This is a genomic window from Rhizobium sp. Leaf321 (genome assembly GCF_001423215.1).
GTDB lineage: Bacteria > Pseudomonadota > Alphaproteobacteria > Rhizobiales > Rhizobiaceae > Neorhizobium > Neorhizobium soli.
Window position 1 is genome coordinate 57,385 of sequence record NZ_LMOF01000007.1, and the last position, 21,031, is coordinate 78,415.

23 protein-coding genes and 2 tRNA genes are annotated in these 21,031 nt (G+C 58.8%); 13 read left to right on the forward strand and 12 right to left on the reverse strand.

Annotation, left to right across the window (positions count from 1 at the left end; translation table 11 throughout):
- The first annotated feature begins 37 nt into the window (after window positions 1-37).
- Window positions 38-451: a hypothetical protein gene (locus tag ASF70_RS13050; RefSeq protein ID WP_062580294.1), complete on the forward strand. Its 414-nt coding sequence runs from the start codon at window positions 38-40 to the stop codon at window positions 449-451.
- 30 nt (window positions 452-481) lie between these two features.
- Window positions 482-2,122, forward strand: a complete 1,641-nt coding sequence (locus tag ASF70_RS13055) for a M10 family metallopeptidase C-terminal domain-containing protein (RefSeq protein WP_062580295.1) — start codon at window positions 482-484, stop codon at window positions 2,120-2,122.
- Window positions 2,123-2,181: 59 nt separating this feature from the next.
- On the opposite strand, the gene gpt is transcribed toward ASF70_RS13055, so the two are convergent.
- From gpt to ASF70_RS13070, 3 genes are all read right to left on the reverse strand, one after another.
- A complete protein-coding gene (gene gpt / locus ASF70_RS13060) occupies window positions 2,182-2,679 on the reverse strand; it encodes a xanthine phosphoribosyltransferase (protein ID WP_062457651.1) in 498 nt (165 codons plus the stop codon).
- A gap of 94 nt (window positions 2,680-2,773) precedes the next feature.
- Entirely contained in the window at window positions 2,774-3,613 is an 840-nt protein-coding gene (locus ASF70_RS13065) for a universal stress protein (protein WP_062580297.1), read from the reverse strand.
- Between the two features lie 120 nt (window positions 3,614-3,733).
- Window positions 3,734-4,522, reverse strand: coding sequence for a competence/damage-inducible protein A (locus tag ASF70_RS13070; protein WP_062580299.1), 789 nt, complete (start codon window positions 4,520-4,522; stop codon window positions 3,734-3,736).
- 284 nt (window positions 4,523-4,806) lie between these two features.
- On the opposite strand from ASF70_RS13070, the gene wrbA reads away from it, so the two are divergent.
- The 6 genes from wrbA to ASF70_RS13100 all read left to right on the forward strand — a co-directional run bounded on the left by wrbA (window position 4,807) and on the right by ASF70_RS13100 (window position 9,801).
- Complete coding sequence (wrbA, locus tag ASF70_RS13075; protein WP_062581387.1) at window positions 4,807-5,406, forward strand: NAD(P)H:quinone oxidoreductase type IV; 600 nt, start codon at window positions 4,807-4,809, stop codon at window positions 5,404-5,406.
- A gap of 121 nt (window positions 5,407-5,527) precedes the next feature.
- Window positions 5,528-5,613, forward strand: a tRNA-Leu gene (locus ASF70_RS13080).
- A gap of 74 nt (window positions 5,614-5,687) precedes the next feature.
- The gene (locus tag ASF70_RS13085) at window positions 5,688-6,587 is read left to right on the forward strand and encodes an alpha/beta hydrolase-fold protein (protein ID WP_062580300.1); all 900 of its coding nucleotides are present in this window, start codon (window positions 5,688-5,690) and stop codon (window positions 6,585-6,587) included.
- Between the two features lie 149 nt (window positions 6,588-6,736).
- The gene (gene ilvA, locus ASF70_RS13090) at window positions 6,737-7,996 is read left to right on the forward strand and encodes a threonine ammonia-lyase (protein ID WP_062457637.1); all 1,260 of its coding nucleotides are present in this window, start codon (window positions 6,737-6,739) and stop codon (window positions 7,994-7,996) included.
- 68 nt (window positions 7,997-8,064) lie between these two features.
- Window positions 8,065-8,385, forward strand: a complete 321-nt coding sequence (locus ASF70_RS13095; RefSeq protein WP_062580306.1) for an HlyU family transcriptional regulator — start codon at window positions 8,065-8,067, stop codon at window positions 8,383-8,385.
- A 129-nt stretch (window positions 8,386-8,514) separates the two neighbouring features.
- Window positions 8,515-9,801 carry a GGDEF domain-containing protein gene (locus ASF70_RS13100; protein ID WP_174196768.1) on the forward strand — a complete coding sequence of 429 codons (1,287 nt, stop codon included), beginning with the start codon at window positions 8,515-8,517 and terminating at the stop codon, window positions 9,799-9,801.
- 2 nt (window positions 9,802-9,803) lie between these two features.
- Here the strand turns inward: ASF70_RS13100 and ASF70_RS13105 are convergent, their stop codons facing one another.
- Window positions 9,804-10,421 carry an FMN-dependent NADH-azoreductase gene (locus ASF70_RS13105; protein WP_062581389.1) on the reverse strand — a complete coding sequence of 206 codons (618 nt, stop codon included), beginning with the start codon at window positions 10,419-10,421 and terminating at the stop codon, window positions 9,804-9,806.
- Window positions 10,422-10,555: 134 nt separating this feature from the next.
- Between ASF70_RS13105 and ASF70_RS13110 the strand changes: the two genes are divergently transcribed.
- Window positions 10,556-11,524, forward strand: coding sequence for a LysR family transcriptional regulator (locus ASF70_RS13110; protein ID WP_062580308.1), 969 nt, complete (start codon window positions 10,556-10,558; stop codon window positions 11,522-11,524).
- Window positions 11,525-11,559: 35 nt separating this feature from the next.
- On the opposite strand, the gene ASF70_RS13115 is transcribed toward ASF70_RS13110, so the two are convergent.
- The gene (locus tag ASF70_RS13115; RefSeq protein WP_062580310.1) at window positions 11,560-13,560 is read right to left on the reverse strand and encodes a bifunctional 2',3'-cyclic-nucleotide 2'-phosphodiesterase/3'-nucleotidase; all 2,001 of its coding nucleotides are present in this window, start codon (window positions 13,558-13,560) and stop codon (window positions 11,560-11,562) included.
- 272 nt (window positions 13,561-13,832) lie between these two features.
- Between ASF70_RS13115 and ASF70_RS13120 the strand changes: the two genes are divergently transcribed.
- The gene (locus ASF70_RS13120) at window positions 13,833-14,534 is read left to right on the forward strand and encodes a PadR family transcriptional regulator (RefSeq protein ID WP_062580312.1); all 702 of its coding nucleotides are present in this window, start codon (window positions 13,833-13,835) and stop codon (window positions 14,532-14,534) included.
- Window positions 14,535-14,544: 10 nt separating this feature from the next.
- Here ASF70_RS13120 and ASF70_RS13125 read toward each other — a convergent pair whose 3' ends face one another.
- The 5 genes from ASF70_RS13125 to ASF70_RS13145 form a co-directional block, all read right to left on the reverse strand.
- Window positions 14,545-15,015 carry a DUF1203 domain-containing protein gene (locus ASF70_RS13125; protein ID WP_062580314.1) on the reverse strand — a complete coding sequence of 157 codons (471 nt, stop codon included), beginning with the start codon at window positions 15,013-15,015 and terminating at the stop codon, window positions 14,545-14,547.
- Between the two features lie 64 nt (window positions 15,016-15,079).
- The gene (locus ASF70_RS13130) at window positions 15,080-15,637 is read right to left on the reverse strand and encodes a GNAT family N-acetyltransferase (RefSeq protein WP_062580315.1); all 558 of its coding nucleotides are present in this window, start codon (window positions 15,635-15,637) and stop codon (window positions 15,080-15,082) included.
- Between the two features lie 2 nt (window positions 15,638-15,639).
- The gene (gene sseA, locus ASF70_RS13135) at window positions 15,640-16,521 is read right to left on the reverse strand and encodes a 3-mercaptopyruvate sulfurtransferase (RefSeq protein WP_062580317.1); all 882 of its coding nucleotides are present in this window, start codon (window positions 16,519-16,521) and stop codon (window positions 15,640-15,642) included.
- Window positions 16,522-16,587: 66 nt separating this feature from the next.
- Complete coding sequence (locus ASF70_RS13140) at window positions 16,588-17,325, reverse strand: alanyl-tRNA editing protein (protein ID WP_062580319.1); 738 nt, start codon at window positions 17,323-17,325, stop codon at window positions 16,588-16,590.
- 24 nt (window positions 17,326-17,349) lie between these two features.
- Complete coding sequence (locus ASF70_RS13145) at window positions 17,350-18,387, reverse strand: cysteine synthase A (RefSeq protein WP_062580321.1); 1,038 nt, start codon at window positions 18,385-18,387, stop codon at window positions 17,350-17,352.
- A gap of 401 nt (window positions 18,388-18,788) precedes the next feature.
- On the opposite strand from ASF70_RS13145, the gene ASF70_RS13150 reads away from it, so the two are divergent.
- Window positions 18,789-19,340: a cupin domain-containing protein gene (locus tag ASF70_RS13150; protein WP_244474036.1), complete on the forward strand. Its 552-nt coding sequence runs from the start codon at window positions 18,789-18,791 to the stop codon at window positions 19,338-19,340.
- A gap of 83 nt (window positions 19,341-19,423) precedes the next feature.
- On the opposite strand, the gene ASF70_RS13155 is transcribed toward ASF70_RS13150, so the two are convergent.
- The gene (locus tag ASF70_RS13155; RefSeq protein WP_062457603.1) at window positions 19,424-19,666 is read right to left on the reverse strand and encodes a DUF982 domain-containing protein; all 243 of its coding nucleotides are present in this window, start codon (window positions 19,664-19,666) and stop codon (window positions 19,424-19,426) included.
- 328 nt (window positions 19,667-19,994) lie between these two features.
- Here ASF70_RS13155 and ASF70_RS13160 point away from each other — a divergent pair, with 328 nt between their 5' ends.
- The gene (locus tag ASF70_RS13160) at window positions 19,995-20,279 is read left to right on the forward strand and encodes a hypothetical protein (protein ID WP_156461830.1); all 285 of its coding nucleotides are present in this window, start codon (window positions 19,995-19,997) and stop codon (window positions 20,277-20,279) included.
- Window positions 20,280-20,511: 232 nt separating this feature from the next.
- On the opposite strand, the gene ASF70_RS13165 is transcribed toward ASF70_RS13160, so the two are convergent.
- Window positions 20,512-20,586 (reverse strand) — tRNA-Asn (locus tag ASF70_RS13165).
- Between the two features lie 181 nt (window positions 20,587-20,767).
- On the opposite strand from ASF70_RS13165, the gene ASF70_RS13170 reads away from it, so the two are divergent.
- Window positions 20,768-21,031 (forward strand): PGPGW domain-containing protein, encoded by a 264-nt coding sequence (locus ASF70_RS13170; RefSeq protein ID WP_062457597.1) that lies wholly within the window; start codon window positions 20,768-20,770, stop codon window positions 21,029-21,031.

Sequence of the window (21,031 nt, forward strand, 5' to 3'; positions counted from 1 at the left end):
GTTTCGCAAAAAGCGAGTTCAAAAGAGGGAGCCCGTGATGTTCGGCGACGTCGTTGCGCGGCATAGTCGTCAGGCAATCTTTCGCACACTCGGGCTCGTGCTGATCTGTACCTCCGGCTCGCTCGCCGCGTTTGCCGATGCGACGCAACGACCTTCGTATCGTTGCGAATTTGCGCATACCATGGATACTGCAGTTTCGAGATCCGCCTGTAATGCTGTCCGCTCCACAGTCGAGCAGATGACGGGTCGAGGACCTGGTTATGGACAGTTCGTCTTCGAGGTGACGCGCGCTCGCACAAACAGCGTGTCTGCGAGATTGCGCTGGAAGGCAGACGGAGCTGCTGGCTGGCGTTCCGGACCGGTCGTGACGACTGTCGTCTCGGACGCGGCTTTGAATGACGATATTCTGAAGGCATTTGCCCGGCAGCTTGTCGAGGCATCAGGATTTTGAATGGCCACAGGAAGGCCGGGGGAGACTTGAATGGCGACTTACACGGAAGAGACTGACGCAGCGGCTAGCCGTTCCACGGCCTACAAGATCGCTGCCGGCGACACGTTCACCGGCGCGCTGGCGACCGGAGATGCCGATTGGATCAAGGTCTCGCTTACGGCAGGCAAAGCCTATCAGTTCGACATGTCGGGGACGGTCGGCTGGGCCGGTCTCCAGGTCATGGACGCGGACGGCATCGCGATTGATATCGACGAGAACAGTCTCGACACGGACTTCGAGAAGTCGACGCTCAGCGTCTTTGCCGAAAAGAGTGGCACCTACTATATCCGCGTCGGCAGTCACGACGACGAATGGTCAGGCGACTATGCGCTGAAGACGACGGTTGTTACCGCCCCGAAATTCGCAAGCTACGATACGATCGCTAAGCAGTTGACCACGGATTTCTGGACCAGCGACGGCGGCACGCCCTTCAAGTTCAATATCGCGGCCGGCGGCACGTTGACCGTCAACATCGGTGCGCTGACCACCCAGGGCCAGCAGCTGGCCAAGTGGGCTCTCACTGCCTGGACGGAAGCCTCCGGCATCAAGTTCAAGTTCGTGTCCGGTTCGGCACAGATCTCCTTCGACGACAAGGAGGGCGGCGCTTACGGCGGATCGACGTCGATCATCGGCGGTTTCACCACGGCGTCTTTCGTCAATGTGGCGGCAAGCTGGATCACCGACTACGGCGCGGGCGCAGACAGCTACACGATGTCCACCTATGTGCACGAGATCGGTCATGCGCTGGGGCTCGGCCATGCGGGCAACTATGACGGCAACGCCACCTGGGGCATAGACAACCGGTTCGAAAACGATTCCTCACAACTGACGGTGATGTCCTATTTCGACGATCAGGTCAGTGTCTGGGCCGGTGGCTCCGGCACCACTTCCATCACGCCGATGATGGTGGACGTCCTTGCCATCCGCAACCTCTACGGGACCACGGCGATCAGTTCGGGCAACACGACCTACGACCTCAAGTCCGACTTCCTCGGCAAGGATGTCGCGATGAACCTGGTCGATACCGGCGGCAGCGATACGCTGAATTTCAGCTGGGCGTCGGGAAACCAGCGGATCGACCTCAATGCTGAGGAATTCTCGAGCGTCTCGGGCGGGATCAACAATCTCTCGCTGTCGCGGGGCACGGTGATCGAGAACGCGATCGGCGGCAAGGGCGTGGACGTCATCGTCGGCAACGCGGTCGCCAACATCCTCGAAGGTCGGGCTGGACAAGACAAGCTGATCGGCAACGGCGGCAACGACAAGCTGATCGGTGGTACCGGAAACGATACCCTGACCGGTGGCAGCGGCAAGGACACGTTCGTCTTCAGTTCGGCGCTGAACAGCTCAACGAATGTCGATACGATCACCGACTTCTCGGTCGTGGACGATCTGATCCATCTGGAGAACGCGATCTTCACCGCCTTCACCAAGAACGGAGCGATTTCCAGCGGCAATTTCCTGAAAAGCACGTCGCCGGCGGCCAAGGACAGCAACGATTTTCTGGTCTACGAAACCGATACCGGAAATCTGTTCTACGATGCCAACGGCAGCAAGTCCGGCGGCTCGATCATGATCGCCCATCTCGATAAGAGCCTGGCGCTGAGCTATCAGGATTTCCTGATCGTCTGAAGCCGGTTGCGCGAAGACAGACCGGCACGGGTGGGCCGGTCTGGATGTCGTATGGGAGTTCAGCCCTTGTGGCCCTTGGCGATCGGCTCCTGGTAGGTGAAGCCCATATCCCAGGGGAAATAGATCCACGTATCCTGGCTGACCTCGGTCACGAACGTATCGATCATCGGCACGCCTGACGGCTTTGCATAGACGCAGCCGAAATGCGCCTTTGGCAGCATGGCACGCACCTCGGAGGCTGTCTTGCCGGTGTCGGTCAGGTCGTCGATCACGAGTATGCCAAGCCCACCGTCTTCGCAGAGCTCGGGCGAAATCCCTTTCAGAAGGTTCATCTCACCCTGGTTGACGTAGTCGTGGTAGGACGCGATGCAGACGGTCTCGATCAGACGGATGTTCAGCTCGCGCGAAATAATCGCCGCCGGCACAAGGCCGCCGCGCGTGATGCAGACGATGGCTCTGAAATCCTGACCCAAACCGGCGAGACGCCACGCCAGCGCGCGCGCATCACGGTGGAACTGGTCCCAGGAGACGGGGAAAGCTTTTTCGGGAAGAGACATTGGAGAGCCTTGGCTTAGATCTGCTTTGGCTCTCGCTAATAGCGGGAAACGGATGTTTCTGGCAAGGTGGGTAGGACGACTTCCGCCCGACCCTTCATCGCGACAGAAGCGTCAGCGCGGTCATTGAATCCAGAACGCTGCGTGTCGTCCCTCCGAACAGCATTTCCCACCAGCGGGAATGGCCGTAGCCACCCATGACCAGCAGATCGATACTGTTGTCCAAAAGCCGGTTTTCGATTGCCTTGGCGGGCGTCTCGCGGCTACCGATCCGCGTGGTGACAGTGACGTTGACGCCATGTCGCGCAAGACTTGTGGCAATCTCGGTTCCCGCAAACTCGGCCGTCTGGTCGCCGCGCTCCGGCGGGTCGACGACGAGCACTTCCACACTTGTGGCGGTCTTGAGGAAGGGCAGGGCGTCGAAGGTCGCGCGGGCCGCTTCCTTGGAGCCGTTCCAACCGATCAGAACACGCTCGATCGGCTTAAAGGCCGTCATCCGGTGGGGAACGAGCAACATCGGGCGACCGCTCTCGAACAGGAATGTTTCGAGATCGGCCCGGTGATCCGAATGGGAAGGGTCGCTCTGGCTTGCAATGATGAGGTCCGCGGTCCGGGCAGTCTCCATCACCGAACTCGCGCCATATCCGGCAGAGGAGACGAAACTGCGCCATTCGCGCGACAGTCCCTCACGCGTGGACACCGTGTTGAAGATGTCGGCGACCATGGCCGTTTCCTTCTGGGCAACCTCCTGCAGGACCTGGACCGCTGCGGGATCGGGGATCTCCATTGGCGCGATCAACGGCACGGCGGCAAGCGTCTCGGCATGCACGCCAATCAGGTGGGCGGAGAACGTTTCAGCCAGGGCCGCGCCAAAATCCGCCATTTGCCGGGCGTTCTGCGGAATGTCGAGGACAGCAAGAATGGTTTTGTAAGCCATGGCGTCATCTCCCTTGTTGACCGGCGCCGGGGAGCCGAAAGCCGGTCTCTAATTGTTACGTGATGCCCAGATCGGGCTTGGTCGATCGACTTGGGGAAGGCCAGCTCGCGCAGGTCTCTCTCAGGCGTCCGCCGTCGGGTTGTCGGCAATCCGGGTGCTGTCGATATTGGCAATCATGTCCGCGACAGCCTGCGCGGCCGCGTCCAGAACCTGCGGATCGCGGGCGCGGACCACCAGCTCGGTTGAAAAGCGCTTGCCGTCGTATTTTGGATAAGAGCCGATGCTGGTCTCCGGATGCGCCTTCTGCACAGCCGCAAGCGGGGTCCCGATATCGCCCTCGCCATAAGGGCAGGCAATTGCACGCGACAGCACTTTCGAGCCCGATTTGAGCGTCGGCAGAACATTGTCCATCATCGCCTGGAACACCTGCGGTACACCGGCCATCACGTGGACATTGCCGATGACGAAGCCGGGTGCCGTCGAAACCGGATTGGCAATATGCGTGGCACCCTCCGGCATCCGCGCCATGCGTTGGCGGGCCTCGGTGAATTCCATTTCGCGGCGCTTGTACATCTCGGCGAGCAACCGCATCGCTTCCGGGTCGTGAATGCAGGGCACTTCGAATGCTTTTGAGACTGCATCCGCGGTGATGTCGTCATGGGTCGGGCCGATGCCGCCGGACGTGAAGACGTAATCGTACCGGGCACGCAAAGCGTTCAGAGCCTCAACGATCGCGTCTTCTTCGTCCGCAACGATGCGCACTTCCTTCAGGTCGATGCCTGAAAGCGTCAGCAGGTCGGCGAGGTGGCCGATATTCTTGTCCTTGGTCCGGCCGGAAAGAAGCTCGTCGCCGATGGCGAGCATCGCCGCGCTGACGAGGGTAGGTGAGGATGACAGGGTATCGGACATGGAGGCGCTCGCTTTCTCATTGCACGGGAACGTTAGCGCGCGCCGGGAAACGATTGCAATCGTTCAATCCAAAAACTGACGTGCGAATGAAACGACAAACATTCGATCGCGTTCAGCAATTGTGGACAGTCCGTGCAGAGATCGCCCTCTGGCCGGTGCTGTGACACTGCGCTAGCTAAGCCTCAAGGCCTGTTAACGGAAAGCGTCCTGCTTGCCATGATCGTGACGTGGTCCGTCGCCGCCTTGCGATCATCATTCCAGCACCTGCAAAGGAATTGAAAACAATGACAAAAGTACTGGTTCTCTACTATTCCTCGTACGGCCATATCGAGACGATGGCGTATGCTGTCGCCGAAGGCGCGCGCTCGGCCGGTGCCGAAGTGACCGTCAAGCGCGTTCCGGAACTGGTTCCTGAAGAGGTTGCCAAGGCATCGCACTTCAAGCTTGATCAGAAGGCTCCGATCGCCACACCGGACGAGCTCGCTGAATACGATGCGATCATCGTCGGTGCCGGCACCCGCTACGGTTCGGTTGCCTCGCAGATGCGCAATTTCTGGGATCAGACCGGTGGCCTGTGGTTCGCCGGCAAGCTGATCGGCAAGGTCGGCTCCGTGTTCACCTCGTCGGCCACCCAGCATGGCGGCCAGGAATCGACGATTCTCGGCTTCATCCCGACCTTCCTTCACCAGGGCATGGCCGTGGTTGGTCTGCCTTACTCCTTCCAGGGCCAGATGGGCACGGAAGAAGTCATGGGTGGCTCCCCTTACGGCGCCACGACCATCACCAACGGCGACGGCTCGCGCCAGCCTTCCGAGATTGAACTCGAAGGCGCACGCTTCCAGGGCGCCCATGTTGCAAAGACTGCAGCCAAGCTCTGCGCCTGATCTGCCCACTTCAAGTGAAAAGCGCGGGGCCTCGGCTCCGCGCTTTTTTGTTGCGCGCCTGCCGCCGCCTGCAATTTCCGTCCTTGACGTCGAAGGCGAACTTCACGAAACAGGAACCCAGGCGGACGTGGCGAAATTGGTAGACGCAGCAGACTTAAAATCTGCCGACCTCAGGTCTTACGGGTTCGACCCCCGTCGTCCGCACCATCATTCTTAACCTTTTCAAATTGAATTGATCTCCTTGCCCTCTACTTCCATGAGGAGCGGTAGGAGAAAAACGTATGCTCAGGGCAATTTTGATCGTTGTGGCCGGTCTATTCGTCAGCGCGAATGCATTCGCGGCTGGCGTCGTAAAGGAAGGCCAGGTGATGGCGAGCCGGATCCTCGGCAAGAATGTCGAGTTTACGCTCTATCTTCCTCCAGGCTACGGATCCGACGAACGGCGATACCCGGTCATCTATCTGATGCACGGTGGTGGCGATGGAAAGAATCAGGACTGGTACCGGTATGGGAACGCCAACCTGATCTTCGACAAACTGATCGAAAGCGCCGAAGTACCGCCCTTCATCGCCGTGACGCCTGAGGGTCGGCGGGACGAGGAAAACAAGTTCAACACCTATTATATGAACGATGCCGACGGAAAATATCTGTGGCAGGATATGTTCGTGAAGGAATTCATTCCGCACGTTGAGGGCTCGTTCCCGGTGATCGCAGGCAAGAAGTCGCGCGGCATTCTGGGCCTTTCCATGGGTGGTTATGCAGCCATGGCCTACGCGCTGAAATATCCGGATCTGTTTGCCGGTGCTGCAGCGCTGAGTGCTGCGTTCAGAACCGATCAGCAGATTGTAGCGATGGATCAGGCAGGCTATGACCGTCGGTACGGCAAGGCTTGGGGTGAGGGGTTGAGTGGCACGGATCGGCTGAACCAGCCTTACTACGCCAACAGCGTTCTCGATCTCGTCGACAAGACGCCTCCAGACGCAATCCGCAAAACGGAACTGTTCATCGATTGCGGATCGTCCGACAGCTTCTTCGTGGGCAATGCGGAACTGACGGTCAAGCTGCAGAAGCTCGGCGTGCCGCACCGCTTCATGGCGCGTGAAGGTGGCCACGACTGGACCTATTGGCGCTCGGGTCTGCCGGAAGCGACCCGGTTCATCGGCAAACTCCTGCATCAATAGTGCCGCGCAGAGCCGTCGCCATTACCCGAAGATTCTGGGGCATCGATGTTTTTGTTCCCAAAAACGCGCACAGAACGGAAAGTCTGCAAAACGGCCTTGGTCTTGTTACGGCACGTGTGGCATAGCGGATGAAATCGTGAAGAATTGGGATGTTTAGCGTGACGAAGCTCGGTGTCGACGAAGCAAAAGCCGCAATGCGGACGATCTTTCCGGAGACGCCGCTTCAGCTCAACGAACATTTGAGCCGTAAATACGGCGCAGAGATCTGGCTGAAGCGCGAGGACCTGTCTCCGGTCCGCTCCTACAAAATCCGCGGCGCCTTCAACTTTCTTCGCAAGGCGATCGCCGACGGGGCAAAGGATCGCACCTTCGTCTGTGCCTCAGCCGGCAATCACGCGCAGGGATTTGCCTTCGTGTGCCGGCATTTCGAAGTGCCGGGCGTCGTCTTCATGCCGGTAACGACGCCGCAGCAGAAGATCGACAAGACGCGGATCTTCGGCGGCCAGTACATCACCATCAAGCTCGTCGGCGACATCTTTGACCAGTGCTATGCCGCGGCCCGCGCCCATGTGGAGGAGACTGGTGGCATGATGGTGCCACCGTTCGATGCGGCTCATATCATCGAGGGGCAGGCGACAGTCGCTGCTGAAATCCTCGAGCAACTGCCGGAAGGCGCAACGCCTGATCTCGTCATCATGCCGGTCGGCGGTGGGGGGCTTGCGTCAGGACTGAGCGGCTATCTTTCCGACGTGGTGGCGAAGGAAAACTTTATTTTCACCGAGCCGACAGGTGCTCCAAGCCTGAAGACCAGCCTCCAGACCGGGTCGCTCGTCACACTTCCGAAGGTCGACAACTTCGTGGATGGCGCTGCGGTTGCGCGGATCGGCGAACTGAATTTCGAGATGCTGAAGGGATTTTCTCCCGATCAGGTTCTGCTCGTTCCCGAAAACGCGATCTGCGTGACGCTCACGGAGATGCTCAACCTCGAAGGCTTTGTGCTGGAGCCCGCCGGTGCTCTGTCGATCACCGCGCTCGAGATGCTCGGCCGCGAGAAGCTGGCCGGAAAGCGGGTAGTCTGCATCGTTTCCGGCGGCAACTTCGATTTCGAACGCCTTCCGGACGTCAAGGAACGGGCGATGCGCTATGCGGGGTTGAAGAAATACTTCATCCTGCGCCTTCCGCAGCGTCCGGGCGCCCTGCGAGACTTTCTTAACCTGCTCGGTCCGGAAGACGATATCGCGCGTTTCGAATACCTGAAGAAGTCGGCCCGCAACTTTGGCTCGATCCTCATCGGTATTGAAACGACCGCGTCCGGAAACTTTGCCGGTCTGCACGAGCGCTTCGAGGCGGCGGGGCTTGGTTACGAGGACATCACCGAAAACGAGATCCTTGCCAACCTGATCATCTGATTTTGTCGAAATCGCACCGGAATGGTCTTCGGATTCCGCCGGTGCCGAGCAAAGTGTAGCACTCATCCATGGCTTCGTTTCTTTCCTCTCTTCTTTCGATGTTTTCCGGCCCGAAATCCGAAACCGCGCCCGCACGGGAAGCCGAGCCGCAGATGCATGGCGAATGCCGCATCTATCCTGCACCGATCAAGGAAGGCAGCCAGTTCCGGCTTGCCGGCCGCATCGAAAAAGATGTCGCCGGCGAAACACTCGTCCGCACTTTCGTGCGGGCAGACATGTTCACCTCTGCGGAGGACGCATCCGAATATGCCGTTCGCAAGGCACAGCAGATCATTGATCAGAACGGCGCCTCGCTGTTCTCGGATGGCGCCGTTTCGCGCTCTGCCTGATTGTTCGTGGGTCCCGCGAGATCCTCTATTGCGCCGCAGCAATTTACCGGCATAACTGGTGTTGCGATTATCTAACAAAGTCATCGCTTTGGGATGTGAACGCGAGGTCCGCCAGGCTTAAAAGGCGTGATGATGCAGGTTTTGAACCTCTTTCTGTTTGTTGCAGAAGCGATCGTCTATTTCACGATCATGGCCGCCTTCCTGCATTTCAGGCGCCAGCTTGGCCTTGGCGTGTTCTTGGCTGCGCTCGGTGTGATGCACTTCATGGAGACCTACCTCGCGGCGGTCTTCTATGTCGAACTGCCGTTCGGGCTGGTATCGCCCGGATCGTCCGTCTTCTTCGCGGGCAAGCTGATGATGATCCTCCTCTTGTACTTGAAAGAGGATGCCTCGACGGTGCGCCAGCCCATCTACGGACTGTTTCTCGGCAATCTCCTGACGGTTCTCATCGCGCAGATCCTGCAGGCGCATCCGGTCGTCACCCTTCCTGCGGGACGGCCTGCCGACATGGTCTTTCTCAACGAGATGGGCTCACTCATGGTATGGGGTACGGCGCTACTCTATATCGACGCCATCGCCATCATTCTTCTCTATGAGCGTTTCGGCCGGATCTTCAGGCGCCATATCATCCTGCGCTTTGCCGTCAGCGGTGCGATCGTTCTAAGCTTTGACCAGCTTGCCTTCTATTCCGGACTACGATTGCTGTTCGACGCGCCGCTGTCGGTCCTGTTCGGCGGTTGGTACGCCAAAATGCTCGCGGTGATCATCTATTCCGTGCTGCTGCTCGCCTATCTCAAGGTCGAACAGATCCCGAGGCTTGCCTTGTCGCGGCGCGAAATTGCCGACATTTTTCACGATCTGACGTTTCGCGAGCGGTATCAGGCGCTGCTTGCCACAAGCGGCGTCGATCGGTTGACTGGCGTTTTCGATCGCAACCGGCTGGAAGCCGATGCGCCGGCGATGATCAAGCAAAGTATCGACATGCGGCAGCAGCTCAGTCTCGTGATCATCGACGCAGACCGGTTCAAGGACGTGAACGATCTCTTCGGTCACATGAAGGGGGACGAGGTGCTCAAGGACGTGGCAGCGCAGCTCAAGGCCCGAACGCGGCCGCGCGATCATCTCTCGCGGTTCGGCGGCGAGGAGTTTGTGCTGATCCTGCCGAACACTAATCACGAAGGAGCTTTGGCGCTCTCCGAGCGGCTTCGCCAGGATATCTGCGCGTCTGTGATCAGGCCGGATGGCAAGTGCATCACCGTATCGATCGGAGTGGCGACCACGTCTGACGATGGCGACACATTCGCGACGCTGTTCGGCGTTGCGGACCAACGCCTCTATCACGCAAAGAAAGACGGCCGGGACAATGTCCACGGCCGTCAGGGGCGTCTCGTCTCACCAACCGGTGTGGACGTCTAGGATCAGGCCGCCAGTGCAAGCTGCTGCGTGCGATCCTGTGCGGCGGCAATCGCCTTCTCATACGCTTCCGGACCGAATGCGGTACCTTCAATGTAGATCACTTCGACATCCGTCATGCCCATGAAGCCAAGAACCGTCTTGAGGTAAGGAACGGCGTGGTTCATCGCCATGGCCGGGCCTTCCGAATAGATGCCGGCGGCCGACAGAACGACATATACCTTCTTGCCGGTCGCAAGTCCCTGCGGACCTTCGGCTGTGTAGCGGAACGTCATGCCGGCGCGGGCAACGTTGTCGATCCAGCTTTTCAGCGTCGAATAGATATTGAAATTGATCAGGCCCGTGGCAAGCACGACCGTATCGGCGGCGAGCAACTCGGCGACGAGTTCGTCGGACAGTTTCGCTGCTGCCGCTTCCTCGGAATTGCGAGCATCTGCGGGCTTGCGGATCGCAGATGTGGTCACGGTGTCGAGATGGGCGATCGGGTTCTGACCCAAATCACGGGTCACAACAGTCGCGCCCGGATGCTGGACCTTCAGCTTGTCGACAAATTCCGTCGCAATCTTTGTCGACAGCGATTCGTTGCCGCGAGGGCTGGATGTCACGAGAAGGATGGATGGCATTGCTTTGTTTCCTATGAATTTCTCGACGATGGGAGACTGGAGGTCGCCTGTCTGAGAAGACAAATAGGAGTAGACGGCAATCGATGGAATGGGGATAATGTCGAAGCTTTCCATCTAAAATCTGGATAGGTCAAATGGACGCGAATCCCACGCTCGATCAGCTGCAGGTCTTCATCGCAGTCGCCGAAAGCGGCAGTTTTTCAGCCGCCTCACGCCTGCTGAACCGGGCTCAGTCGGTTGTCAGCTACACGATTGCCAACCTCGAGACGCAGCTTGAGATACAGTTGTTCGACCGGGCCGGGGCGCGTCAGCCAAAACTGACCGAGGCCGGGCGGGCGATGCTGATGGATGCGCGGCGGATCGTTGCCGACCTGCAGATCATGCGGTCTCGGGCAAAGAGCATCACTCAGGGATTGGAAGCCGAGATCACGCTGGCCGTCAGCGTGATGGTGCCGGCCGACGCGGTGGTAAGCCAGCTACGCGAATTCCGAGAGAAATTTCCAAGTGTCGCCCTCAACCTCAGCGTCGGGGAACTCGGCATGGTGATGGGCCAGGTCATCAGTGGACGGGCCGGCATCGGCATCGGTGGCGCTCTCCTGAAGCAGGACGATTCGCTGATTGCCGAAAGGATCGGTCATTCCTACCTCTTGCCGGTCGCAGCGCCTGACCATCCACTGGTGAAGCTCAACCGCACACTCACCCTTGCCGATGTGCGCGACGAGACGCAACTGGTCGTGACCGACGCGTCAGGGCTTACCGCAGGGCGTAACTTCAATGTCCTGTCCTACAAGATCTGGCGCATCAGCGACATCGCCACCAAGTATCAGCTGATCAAGGGTGGGCTTGGTTGGGGTGGGCTTCCGGCGTCCCTGGTGCTCGATGACATCCGCAACGGCGATCTGGTCGCGTTGGATATCGACGCTTACGAGCAGGGGCAATATCCGATCTACGCCTTGCGAAAGGCATCCAATCCGCCCGGACCCGCGGGACAGTGGTTGATCGAATCGTTTGCAGCCAAGCTGTCCTTATGTCCTAACCATGATGACCTTCCCGAACTCCTGAAGCAGGAGCCGGAAAGGACGTATTGGCAGGCTGCCGAATAACACGCGTCCTCGGCCGGACGACTGGATGGGGCGTCTCAGAGCACCAGTCTGAACTTCGCGAAACCGTTCTCGCCGTCGCCGGCATCCTCGATCTTCGTCCCCTTCAGACTGCCGGCAAACTGGCGCGCCTTGGGTCCGGTCTCGAACAGGGCCGTGGATCCGGGCTGCGCCTTGAACGACCAGTTGTCGTCGGCCGAAGGATTGATCGTCCCTTGATCGATGATGTAGCGAACAACGACGTCGCGGTTGGTGTCTGGTGCGACGAAAATGACCTTGTCGCTGGCGATCTCCGGAAACTTGCCCCCACCGCCGGCACGGTAGTTATTGGTGACGACGACAAACTTCTGTGCCGGATCGATCGGCTTGCCGTCAAACTTCAGGTCGACGATACGGTGAGCATTCTCGTCCAGTACCTTTCCATCCTTGTCGAAGCGCGACGGCTGGGACAGGTCGATCTGGTAGGTCACGCCATCGATCACGTCGAAATTGTAGGACGGGAAACCGGCGTTGAGCAGCGGAACATCCTTTGATCCCGGCTTGACCTGGTTGAACATGCCAGCCGACATTTCCAGCCAGTTCTTGACCTGCGCGCCCGATATCAGCACGGCCTGAACCGTGTTGGGATAGAGATAGAGATCCGCGACATTCTTGATGGCGATGTCGCCGGTCGGGACGTCGGTGAAGTAATCCGCACCGCCGCGACCGCCGGCCTTGAAGGGAGCGGCAGCGGACAGCACCGGGAGGTCCTTGTACTCGCCTTCCTTCAGCATGTCCTTGATGTACCAGGTCTGCGCATTTGAGACGATCTGCACCGACGGATCATCCGCGACCAGCGCGAAGTAGGAATAGAGCGGCGCAGATGTCTTGCCGACCGGGCGGCGGATATAGGCAAGCGTCGCCTCGTGTTCCGGCTTGATGGCCGCTGTGACCTCAGGCTTGTCCTTGACGTCGGCAACGATCTTGCGATTTTCGTCACGGTGATAGATCGGTCTGACTTCCGAGGTGGAATCGACGATCTTCCAGCCGCTGCCATCCTTTTCGATCAACAGGTCGATCAGACCCATATGGGAGCCCCAGAACCCGGCCATGACGGCGGGCTTGCCCATCAGCGTGCCTTTCTTGGCATCAGCGCCGGCAATGCCCTCGAAATCCTTTGGACCCGGGAAGACCAGATGCTGGTGACCGGTGAAGATCGCATCGATACCCTCGATCCCTGCGAGATAAAGAGACGCGTTTTCCATCCGATCGCTCTGGCCGGAACCATCGATGCCGGAATGAGAGAGGGCGATGACGATGTCGGCGCCTTCCTCCTTCATGACGGGCACCCAGGCCTTGGCAGCATCGACGATATCGCGCGTCTGCGCCTTGCCCTCAAGATTCTTGCTATCCCAGGTCATGATCTGTGGCGGCACGAAACCGATAAAGCCGACCTTGATCGGGGTCGACTGGCCGGAACCGTCGCGGATCTGCTTTTCGATGATCACGTAGGGTTTGAAGAAGAGATCGTCGTCCTTGGCACTGGAGGCAAGCTGGCCCTTGGTCAGGTTGGCGCATACATGCGGGAAGCCGGATCCTGCAAGAACCTTGAACAGGAAATCGAGGCCGTAGTTGAATTCGTGGTTTCCAAGCGTGCCGACGTCATATCCCAGCACGTTCATCGCAGTGATCACCGGATGCTTGTCGCCCTCCTTCATGCCACGCTCATAGGCGATGTAGTCCCCGAGCGGATTGCCCTGCAGGAAGTCGCCGTTGTCGATCAGCATCGAATTTCCGGCTTCGGCTCGAATCGAATCGATGATCGAGGCGGTACGGGCCAGTCCAAGTGTGTCGTTCGGCTTGTCGGCATAATAATCATAAGGGAAGACATGCACGTGGATGTCTGTCGTCTCCATCAGCCGCAGATGCGCCTGGTTGGCGGCCGCGCGTGCCGCAAACGGGTGGAGCATGACCAGCGCCGATGTGGCCGCAATGCCACCGAGAAGGGATCGGCGCGAGACCGCATGATTTTCGAAAAGGTCTTTGGTGAAAAGCGACATCTAATATCTCCCTCCGGATCACTGATGGAGGCGAGCTTAGGCACAATCGCCCACGGACGCATCCCTAAAATGACGGTCGGCGAAAGTTCGGTGACTGCCGGGTAACGACGCGACGGTCAATCCGGGTCGACCGCACCGCGCGCCGCAGATAGCTCGAAAAAAATCCGCCACAAAAATCAAACGGATATGACTTAGATATATCTGGCAGCTTGCAGTATTGCGGAAATGTGCTAGCTTTAGATATATCGAAAGATACTCTAAAGGAGAGTAAGATGTTTCAACGATTTGAAACCCACAGAAGCTGCAACGCCGATCGCTCGGGCTTCGAGGGACTATTTACCATGCGGGGCGGTCCGTTCAGCAAAGGCTTTGCGGGTAGGGGTTTTGGCGGAAAAGGCGGGCCGGGCGGTGGTCGTGGCTTCGGCGATGATGGCGAGGGTCGTATCGGTCGCTTTCTGATGCAGGGCGATCTCAGACTGGTCGTCCTGGCCTTGATCGAGAAAGAAGCCCGCCACGGCTACGAGATCATAAAACATATCGAAGATATGACGTATGGTTTCTACGCACCCAGCCCCGGCGTCATCTATCCGACGCTGACCTATCTTGAAGAAGCCGGTTACGTGACGGCTGAAGCGGATGGCAACAAGAAGCGTTACACCATCACTGACGAGGGCCGTGCGCACCTCGATGAGAACCGCAGTTTCGCAACGACCATCCTCGAGCGCTTGTCCGAGCTGGCTGAAAAGATCAAGCAGAAGCAGGAACGGCACGAACACCACCGCGATCACGACAGGGGGCCACATCATGACCGCGGCCCGGCTCTGCCGCGCAGTGTGGAAGCGGCGCTTCTCAACCTGAGAGAAGTGTCGGCTCGCAGGATCGAACAAAACGACAAGGCTGCGGGCGATCTCGTGCGGCAGCTCCTCGATTTTGCCGAAAAGCTGGAGCGGGACGGCGGAGACCCGCAGGCATAAGGGGCTCCTGCTAAGCCGCGTCAATCCGGCACTGGAAACAGTTGTTGCGGGCCGAACGAACGTGGACATAGGCGATATCGGCGCGTTGAAGCAGGTCTTCGGCGCGCCGCATGATGTCGGACGTCGGGGTCACCGCACCCGTGCCATAGACGATCCTGTTATCTTCTGCATAACCCCGGACGATGTAATCGGGACTGACCAGAATTGGCGGTAGAACCTCTTCCGCGATAAACCGTGGGCAGGGCGTCTTATGCAGGAAGATGGGACCGGTTTCGGCATAGGGCTGCGTTGTCGGAAACGGTCGATAGGCAAGAACGAACAGGCTTTCGCCCGCGTCGATATTCCTGAGGCAATGGCGGCAGGGATATCCGGGACCATCCGAGATCATGGTCTCCGGCTGGTGTCCGTAGGAATCGCTGCCTCCGTTCCATAGATGCTCTGCGTGGTCACCCGGGATCGCGTTGAAGATTGGCATGGTCATCTCCTTTTCTATATATAGGAGATGACCCGTCGAGCTTTGAAGCGCCACCCGATCCTTGCGCGAGCTAGCTGTCCAGCACCTTTACCAGTTCCGCGCTGGTCATCGGCACGATCTCGGCCTCGTATGTCGAGACAGGCGAAAAACCCATCATCTGGTAGAGCTGCAGCGCTCGGGGATGGTCGAGCGAATTGGTGGTGACGGTGACCTTCTCCGGGTTGTTCTGCCACGCAGAATAAAGAGCCTGCGTCAGGAACCACTTGCCGATGCCGAGCCCGAGGGCCCGTTCGAACAGGCCGAAATAGGACAGCTCTACGACGTTGTCGTCAGTAGAGTTCAGCTCGTAGAAGCCGGCTGGCGATCCGTCGACTAGAAGGATCGTGATCGAACAGCGCGGGTTGTGGATCGCGGCCGCAAGCTCTGCGTCGGACAGCCGTAGCCTATCGTACCAGTGCCAGCGTTTGCCGACTTGCCGGTATAGGTACCGGTAGAAATGCAACGGCACTTCGGTAGCGCGTATGATGGCGGTTTGAATGTTGGCCGGAATCGGTATGCTTGTCTTGGGCGCGGCCGTCATTTCCAGAACGGTGACGCGCGCCTTCAGCGGTACGGGCTTTTTCGCCATCGTTACGCCTGCGACGAGATTGCAGGGGTAGGCTTAGCCGGTCCTGTCTCGATCGGCGTGTCCGAGCGTCCGCCCCATTCCGTCCAAGACCCGTCATAAAGCGCGTTGTCCTCATGCCCGAGCGATTCCAGCGCAAGCGTGATGATCGCAGCGGTAATGCCCGAACCGCAGCTCGTCACGACCGGGCGCCCCAAATCGATTCCCGCGGCTTCGATAGCCTGGCGCAGTTCGGGTATCGTCTTCAGCTTGCCGTTTGTCGAAAAGCTGCTGGAGGGAGCGTTGACGGCACCCGGCATGTGACCGGAGCGCATGCCAGCGCGGGGTTCCGGCTCTGTGCCGGTAAAGCGTCCGGCCGGCCGTGCATCCGCAATCTGGCTTGTACGATCGCTGACGATCGACATCATCTGATGGTAGTCGATGACCTTGTCGAGGCGAAGCTCCGCATCGAAATTTGACGCAACCGGCGAGGGGATCTCGGTTTCGAGCGCTCGCCCTTCCGCTTTCCAGCCATCGAGGCCACCGTCCAGGATAAACACCTGTTTCGCACCCATAATGCGGAACAGCCACCAGCCGCGCGGCGAAGAAAAGATGCCCGGGCCGTCATAGATGACGATGCGGTCATTCTCGCTGATGCCGAGCTTGCCGACAGCATCGGCAAACACATCGGGCGAGGGCACCATATGCGGGAGACCGGTGGAATGATCCGCGACTTTGTCGTGATCGAAACGCACGGCACCGGGAATATGCCCTGCCGCATATTCGGCATCTGCATCGCGGTTGTGGGCAGGCAGGTAGAAGGAGGCGTCGACGATCCTCAAATCCGGGCTTCCGAGCTCGTTTTCGAGCCACCCGGACGAAACGACGAAACGGCTGGTGTCGCTCATGTCAAAACTCCTACCTTGATAAAACGCGGTATTCGGTGAGAAACCGGTCCGGACAAACGAGTGTCTTCAGGCATCCGTGGCGATATCGCCGAACCGGATCCGGAAGCGACGGTTTTCCTTGCCCTTTCTCTCGATTTTGGAAATGTGGATAGCGCCCACTTCCCCGGTGTTTGCAACATGTGTGCCGCCGCACGGCTGGCTGTCAACGCTCGAATCCTCGCCGATGCAGACAAGGCTGACGCGCCCGAGCCCGACCGGCGGCCGGACGTTCTTCGATTTGACGATGCCAGGGTTGGCCGCCAGTTCCGCGTCGGTGATCCATTGCAGGTAGACCGGATGGTTCTGCGTGACGAGATCCATCAAGCCGGCGGTCACCTCGTCCTTGTCGATCACGGCCGTCATGTCGAAATCGACACGCGATTCGTCTTCGCCAACTGCGGCACCGGTGATCGGGTAGGAGCAGACGACCGACAGCAGATGGCAGGCCGTATGCATTCGCATCAGCTTGTGCCGTCTGTCCCAGTCGACATGCATGACAACAGTTTCACCTACCGTCGGCCGCGGTTCGCCTTCCAGCGGAACGTGGACGACGATGTCCTTCGTCTCGCCGTGCCGTGTCTGGCCAAGCTTGATCCTGGTTCCGTCGGCGCGTTCCAGACTGCCGGTATCACCAGGTTGCCCCCCAGATGTCGCATAGAAGCAGGTGCGGTCGAATTCGATGCCGCCATCCTCATGGATCGCGGTAACAACCGCCTCCAGTGTCGAGAGATAGAAGTCGTCGCGATAGAGGAGTTCGGTTGCCATCGGTTCTGTTCTCTGCGGTCGGTTTCAGACGGTTTCGAACGGAATATCGATCTTGGTCTTCTTCGTGAGCCAGCCCGGAACCGGCAGGCCCTTGGACTGCAGAAAATCCGGGTTGAAAAGTTTGGACTGATAGCGGTTGCCGTAGTCGCAAAGGATCGTCACGATCGTATGGCCGGGACCGAGATCCTTCGCGAGGCGCATCGCGCCAGCGATGTTGATGCCGGAAGAGCCGCCAAGGCAAAGCCCCTCGTTCTCGATCAGATCGAACACGATCGGCAGCGCTTCAGCGTCCGAGATGCGATAGGAAAAGTCAGGCGCAAACCCTTCGAGATTGGCGGTGATACGTCCCTGACCGATGCCCTCGGTGATCGAACTTCCCTCGGATTTCATCTCGCCGTGCGCATAAAATTCGTAGAGTGCCGCGCCTTCCGGATCCGCGATGCCGATCTTGACGCCGGGCTTAAGCGCCCGCAACGCCATGGCTGTACCGACCAGCGTACCGCCGGAGCCGACTGCGCACACGAAGCCGTCCACCTTGCCGCCCGTCTGTTCGAAGATCTCCGGGCCCGTCATCTCGATATGGGCCTGCCGGTTGGCAACATTGTCGAACTGGTTTGCCCAGATCGCGCCCGCGGGCTCCGTCTTGGCAAGCTGCTCGGCAAGGCGACCGGAAACCTTCACATAGTTGTTCGGGTTCTTGTAGGGAACAGCTGGTACTTCCACGAGCTCGGCGCCCATCAGTCTCAGCGCGTCCTTCTTCTCCTGGCTCTGGGTCTCCGGAATGACGATGACGGTTCGATACCCCAATGCCTTCGCGACCAAGGTCAGACCGATACCGGTATTGCCGGCGGTCCCTTCGACGATCACTCCGCCCGGCTTCAGAAGCCCCTTCTTCTCGGCATCTCTAATGATATAGAGCGCTGCGCGATCCTTGACCGACTGACCGGGATTGAGAAATTCGGCCTTGCCGAGAATTTCGCATCCGGTTGCATCGGATGCAGCCGCCAGCCTGATGAGCGGCGTATTGCCGATGAGGTCGAGAACAGAAGATTGTATTGCCATGGGAAATGCCTTCTTTTTCAAGGATCATGTAATCAGGCTGCATTCGGCGGGCAAGGCATCCGCGCCAAGAAAATCCTTTCCGCGCATCGCGCGCGATGGGATCGCCCCCGCATACCGAGGACTGTCATCTACCGGACAATACCGGCAGGTTTATCGACATGGCTCGGATGCAACTGTATAATACATCCTTCGCCCTGCACTACGCAGAGTGGAGCGCTCGGTTTTGGTTTCAGACGATTCGACCTGATGGCATTGATTTTGAGAACTGAATTTCGTTCACGCCAACGATTGCGGCTTAGTTTATGCATCTGAATATTGAGAGAGTCGATTTTCTGATCTCGCAATACGTAGCCGGCTCTCTGCCAAAGGCAGCCCACGTCTTGTTAGGTTCCCATCTGCAGATGCAGAAACCCAATGCCCAGCTTGTCGATGCCCTTCAGCGACTGGCCGGCGACGGGTTGGAAGACATGACCTGCGATGAGACGTTGTCCCGTGAATTTCGAGACAGGGCCATCAGCGATATTGTCAGATCGGACCCGCCGGCATGGAGCGTGTTGCCACCGGAGCAAGGTTCCCAGTTGCCGGCACTGTTGCGCGGTTATACGGGGAAAGACCTGACCTCTATTCCGTGGCGGCGCAAGCTGCCGGGACTGCGCGAGCATGTTATCGAGCGGTCGCCCGACGTGGAAGCGAGTCTCCTCTGGGCCCGTCCTGGGAGGGCACTTCCAAACCATGGCCACAACGGTCTCGAACTCACGCTGGTGATCGAAGGCGAATTCCACGATCACCGCGGAAACTTCACGCAGGGCGACATATCGGTCGCTGACGAGACGCTCGATCACCGGCCGATCGTTGGTGATTCGGGGCCGTGCGTCTGCTTTTCCGTCCTGTTTGCACCGATCGCTCTCAGCGGATCGCCGATCCAGCTCATGGGCGATATGATCGGACTTTAAAGCCGAACACTGTCATCGAATGGTTGGTCCGCTGCCAACCATTCGTCAATCGGCCAGAACTGAAGACGCAGCAGTCAGACCAATCAGTTTACGTGCATTTGCGCTTCGCTCACGGCCTGCTCGAAAAACTGTCGTGCGTCCTCCGGCGAACGACGGCCGTCGAGGGCAGCCCGGCAGGCACTGCGCGCCCGCACGAAATGCGGACCCCGAAGATCCGGCCAGTGGTCCAGTAGCAGGATGAGGGCCTCGGATGGCCCATTGATTACCTCGGTCCCAAGATTCCCAAACGCGACTTTGACCGGTTTTTGCCAGTTCGGCTGCGGCATAGTTGTCTCCTCCCTAAGTCAACTGTCCTCTACCTCCAGCCTAGCGCAATGTTCCATTAGGACAAGCGGATTTTCCCGGTTCGGATGTGTGTTGGGAGCATTTAAGGGGCGGCATCGCCGGGCACTGTGCCCAGGGACGGGGCGTCGTGACACCGCCCCAACGAACGCGATCGAATTAGCCTGTCTGCTCACTTCAAGGCACGAGAACAACTGTCGCCACTCGCGACGTCGCGCGGCACCAGCCTGCAACAGTCGCGTCGGTGAGGCGTCTCCGCTGGACGCGGAACTTCGGCCAGATACGCATGTTCTGGTTTCAGGAGGAAAAATAATGGCTAATTACATGTGGTTTATCGTCGTCGCAGGCGGAGCAGCAATGCTTGGGCTCGCACTTGCGTACGGTTCCTACAAGGAGAGCCGACATCGCTCTCTGATTCCGTTGGCCGGCTTGGCCGTTGCGATCGCCGTCGGCGTCGCGGTTAGCATCGGCGTCACGCAGGCTCCGACCGCCAACAGTGTGCCGCCCGATCCGCAGGGCACGCATTACGATACGCCGGCTGCCCCATCCCGCGAAAACGCGCTTCCCGGCACGCCCGCACCCTCGGATCAGAAGTGAAGACGACTTTGAGATGAGCGCGGGGAGCAAACACAGAACTCACGTTGCGACTTAGCGGACGCGACCGGCTTTCTTCTTTGGCAGTGGAACTGCACGCAACAGCGTTACACATCCCCGAACGCGAAACCAATCGCCATATCAAGTTGCTTTTTCGCTTTGTCAAAATAGGGGAAGTGGAGAAGCGCCTGTCTTCGGATACGGATCAACAAAAACAGGCGCTTATCGCAGAATTTGGCTCCCCGGGCCGGATTCGAACCGGCGACCTGTCGATTAACAGTCGAATGCTCTACCGCTGAGCTACCAGGGAACAACCGCGCTTGCGGTGTGAGCGGGGTAATACAAATGCTTCACGCATTTGCCAAGCGGTTTTTTCAAAAAAATTAGGTCCGGCTTGTTTTATCCCCATGCATCCCCATCTCGCCCCTACAAAAAAGCGTTTAGTTGGAGCCGTATACGTGGTGGAAAAACCTCAAGGCAGGCGGTTTGGAATGGATCCGGGGCAGGGTCGTCTCTTCATCGCAGGACGGTCCATTCCGATGCCGCGCTCGCGCGTGGCGCGGCTCTGCATCGGAACCGTTCTTATCGTCGGCGGCATTCTGGGCTTCCTGCCGATTCTGGGCTTCTGGATGGTGCCGCTGGGTATCTTGATCCTGTCGCAGGATCTCGCTTTCGTCAGACGTCGTCGTCGTCGTCTGGAAGTCTGGTGGGGTCGCAGGCGCCGCGAGAAACAAGCAGCTTCGCTTCGGAAATGA

What these genes read in the sequence shown, in the direction of transcription:
- ASF70_RS13095 (WP_062580306.1), top strand. Translation starts at nt 8,065, where the DNA reads ATGGCTTCGTTTCTTTCCTCTCTTCTTTCGATGTTTTCCGGCCCGAAA.
- ASF70_RS13085 (WP_062580300.1), top strand. Translation starts at nt 5,688, where the DNA reads ATGCTCAGGGCAATTTTGATCGTTGTGGCCGGTCTATTCGTCAGCGCG.
- ASF70_RS13100 (WP_174196768.1), top strand. Translation starts at nt 8,515, where the DNA reads ATGATGCAGGTTTTGAACCTCTTTCTGTTTGTTGCAGAAGCGATCGTC.
- ASF70_RS13055 (WP_062580295.1), top strand. Translation starts at nt 482, where the DNA reads ATGGCGACTTACACGGAAGAGACTGACGCAGCGGCTAGCCGTTCCACG.
- ASF70_RS13160 (WP_156461830.1), top strand. Translation starts at nt 19,995, where the DNA reads ATGGCTAATTACATGTGGTTTATCGTCGTCGCAGGCGGAGCAGCAATG.
- ASF70_RS13110 (WP_062580308.1), top strand. Translation starts at nt 10,556, where the DNA reads ATGGACGCGAATCCCACGCTCGATCAGCTGCAGGTCTTCATCGCAGTC.
- ASF70_RS13070 (WP_062580299.1), bottom strand. Translation starts at nt 4,522, where the DNA reads ATGTCCGATACCCTGTCATCCTCACCTACCCTCGTCAGCGCGGCGATG.
- ASF70_RS13150 (WP_244474036.1), top strand. Translation starts at nt 18,789, where the DNA reads ATGCAGAAACCCAATGCCCAGCTTGTCGATGCCCTTCAGCGACTGGCC.
- wrbA (WP_062581387.1), top strand. Translation starts at nt 4,807, where the DNA reads ATGACAAAAGTACTGGTTCTCTACTATTCCTCGTACGGCCATATCGAG.
- ilvA (WP_062457637.1), top strand. Translation starts at nt 6,737, where the DNA reads ATGTTTAGCGTGACGAAGCTCGGTGTCGACGAAGCAAAAGCCGCAATG.
- ASF70_RS13155 (WP_062457603.1), bottom strand. Translation starts at nt 19,666, where the DNA reads ATGCCGCAGCCGAACTGGCAAAAACCGGTCAAAGTCGCGTTTGGGAAT.
- ASF70_RS13065 (WP_062580297.1), bottom strand. Translation starts at nt 3,613, where the DNA reads ATGGCTTACAAAACCATTCTTGCTGTCCTCGACATTCCGCAGAACGCC.
- ASF70_RS13105 (WP_062581389.1), bottom strand. Translation starts at nt 10,421, where the DNA reads ATGCCATCCATCCTTCTCGTGACATCCAGCCCTCGCGGCAACGAATCG.
- ASF70_RS13130 (WP_062580315.1), bottom strand. Translation starts at nt 15,637, where the DNA reads ATGGCGAAAAAGCCCGTACCGCTGAAGGCGCGCGTCACCGTTCTGGAA.
- ASF70_RS13145 (WP_062580321.1), bottom strand. Translation starts at nt 18,387, where the DNA reads ATGGCAATACAATCTTCTGTTCTCGACCTCATCGGCAATACGCCGCTC.
- ASF70_RS13050 (WP_062580294.1), top strand. Translation starts at nt 38, where the DNA reads ATGTTCGGCGACGTCGTTGCGCGGCATAGTCGTCAGGCAATCTTTCGC.
- gpt (WP_062457651.1), bottom strand. Translation starts at nt 2,679, where the DNA reads ATGTCTCTTCCCGAAAAAGCTTTCCCCGTCTCCTGGGACCAGTTCCAC.
- sseA (WP_062580317.1), bottom strand. Translation starts at nt 16,521, where the DNA reads ATGAGCGACACCAGCCGTTTCGTCGTTTCGTCCGGGTGGCTCGAAAAC.
- ASF70_RS13140 (WP_062580319.1), bottom strand. Translation starts at nt 17,325, where the DNA reads ATGGCAACCGAACTCCTCTATCGCGACGACTTCTATCTCTCGACACTG.
- ASF70_RS13115 (WP_062580310.1), bottom strand. Translation starts at nt 13,560, where the DNA reads ATGTCGCTTTTCACCAAAGACCTTTTCGAAAATCATGCGGTCTCGCGC.
- ASF70_RS13170 (WP_062457597.1), top strand. Translation starts at nt 20,768, where the DNA reads ATGGATCCGGGGCAGGGTCGTCTCTTCATCGCAGGACGGTCCATTCCG.
- ASF70_RS13120 (WP_062580312.1), top strand. Translation starts at nt 13,833, where the DNA reads ATGTTTCAACGATTTGAAACCCACAGAAGCTGCAACGCCGATCGCTCG.
- ASF70_RS13125 (WP_062580314.1), bottom strand. Translation starts at nt 15,015, where the DNA reads ATGACCATGCCAATCTTCAACGCGATCCCGGGTGACCACGCAGAGCAT.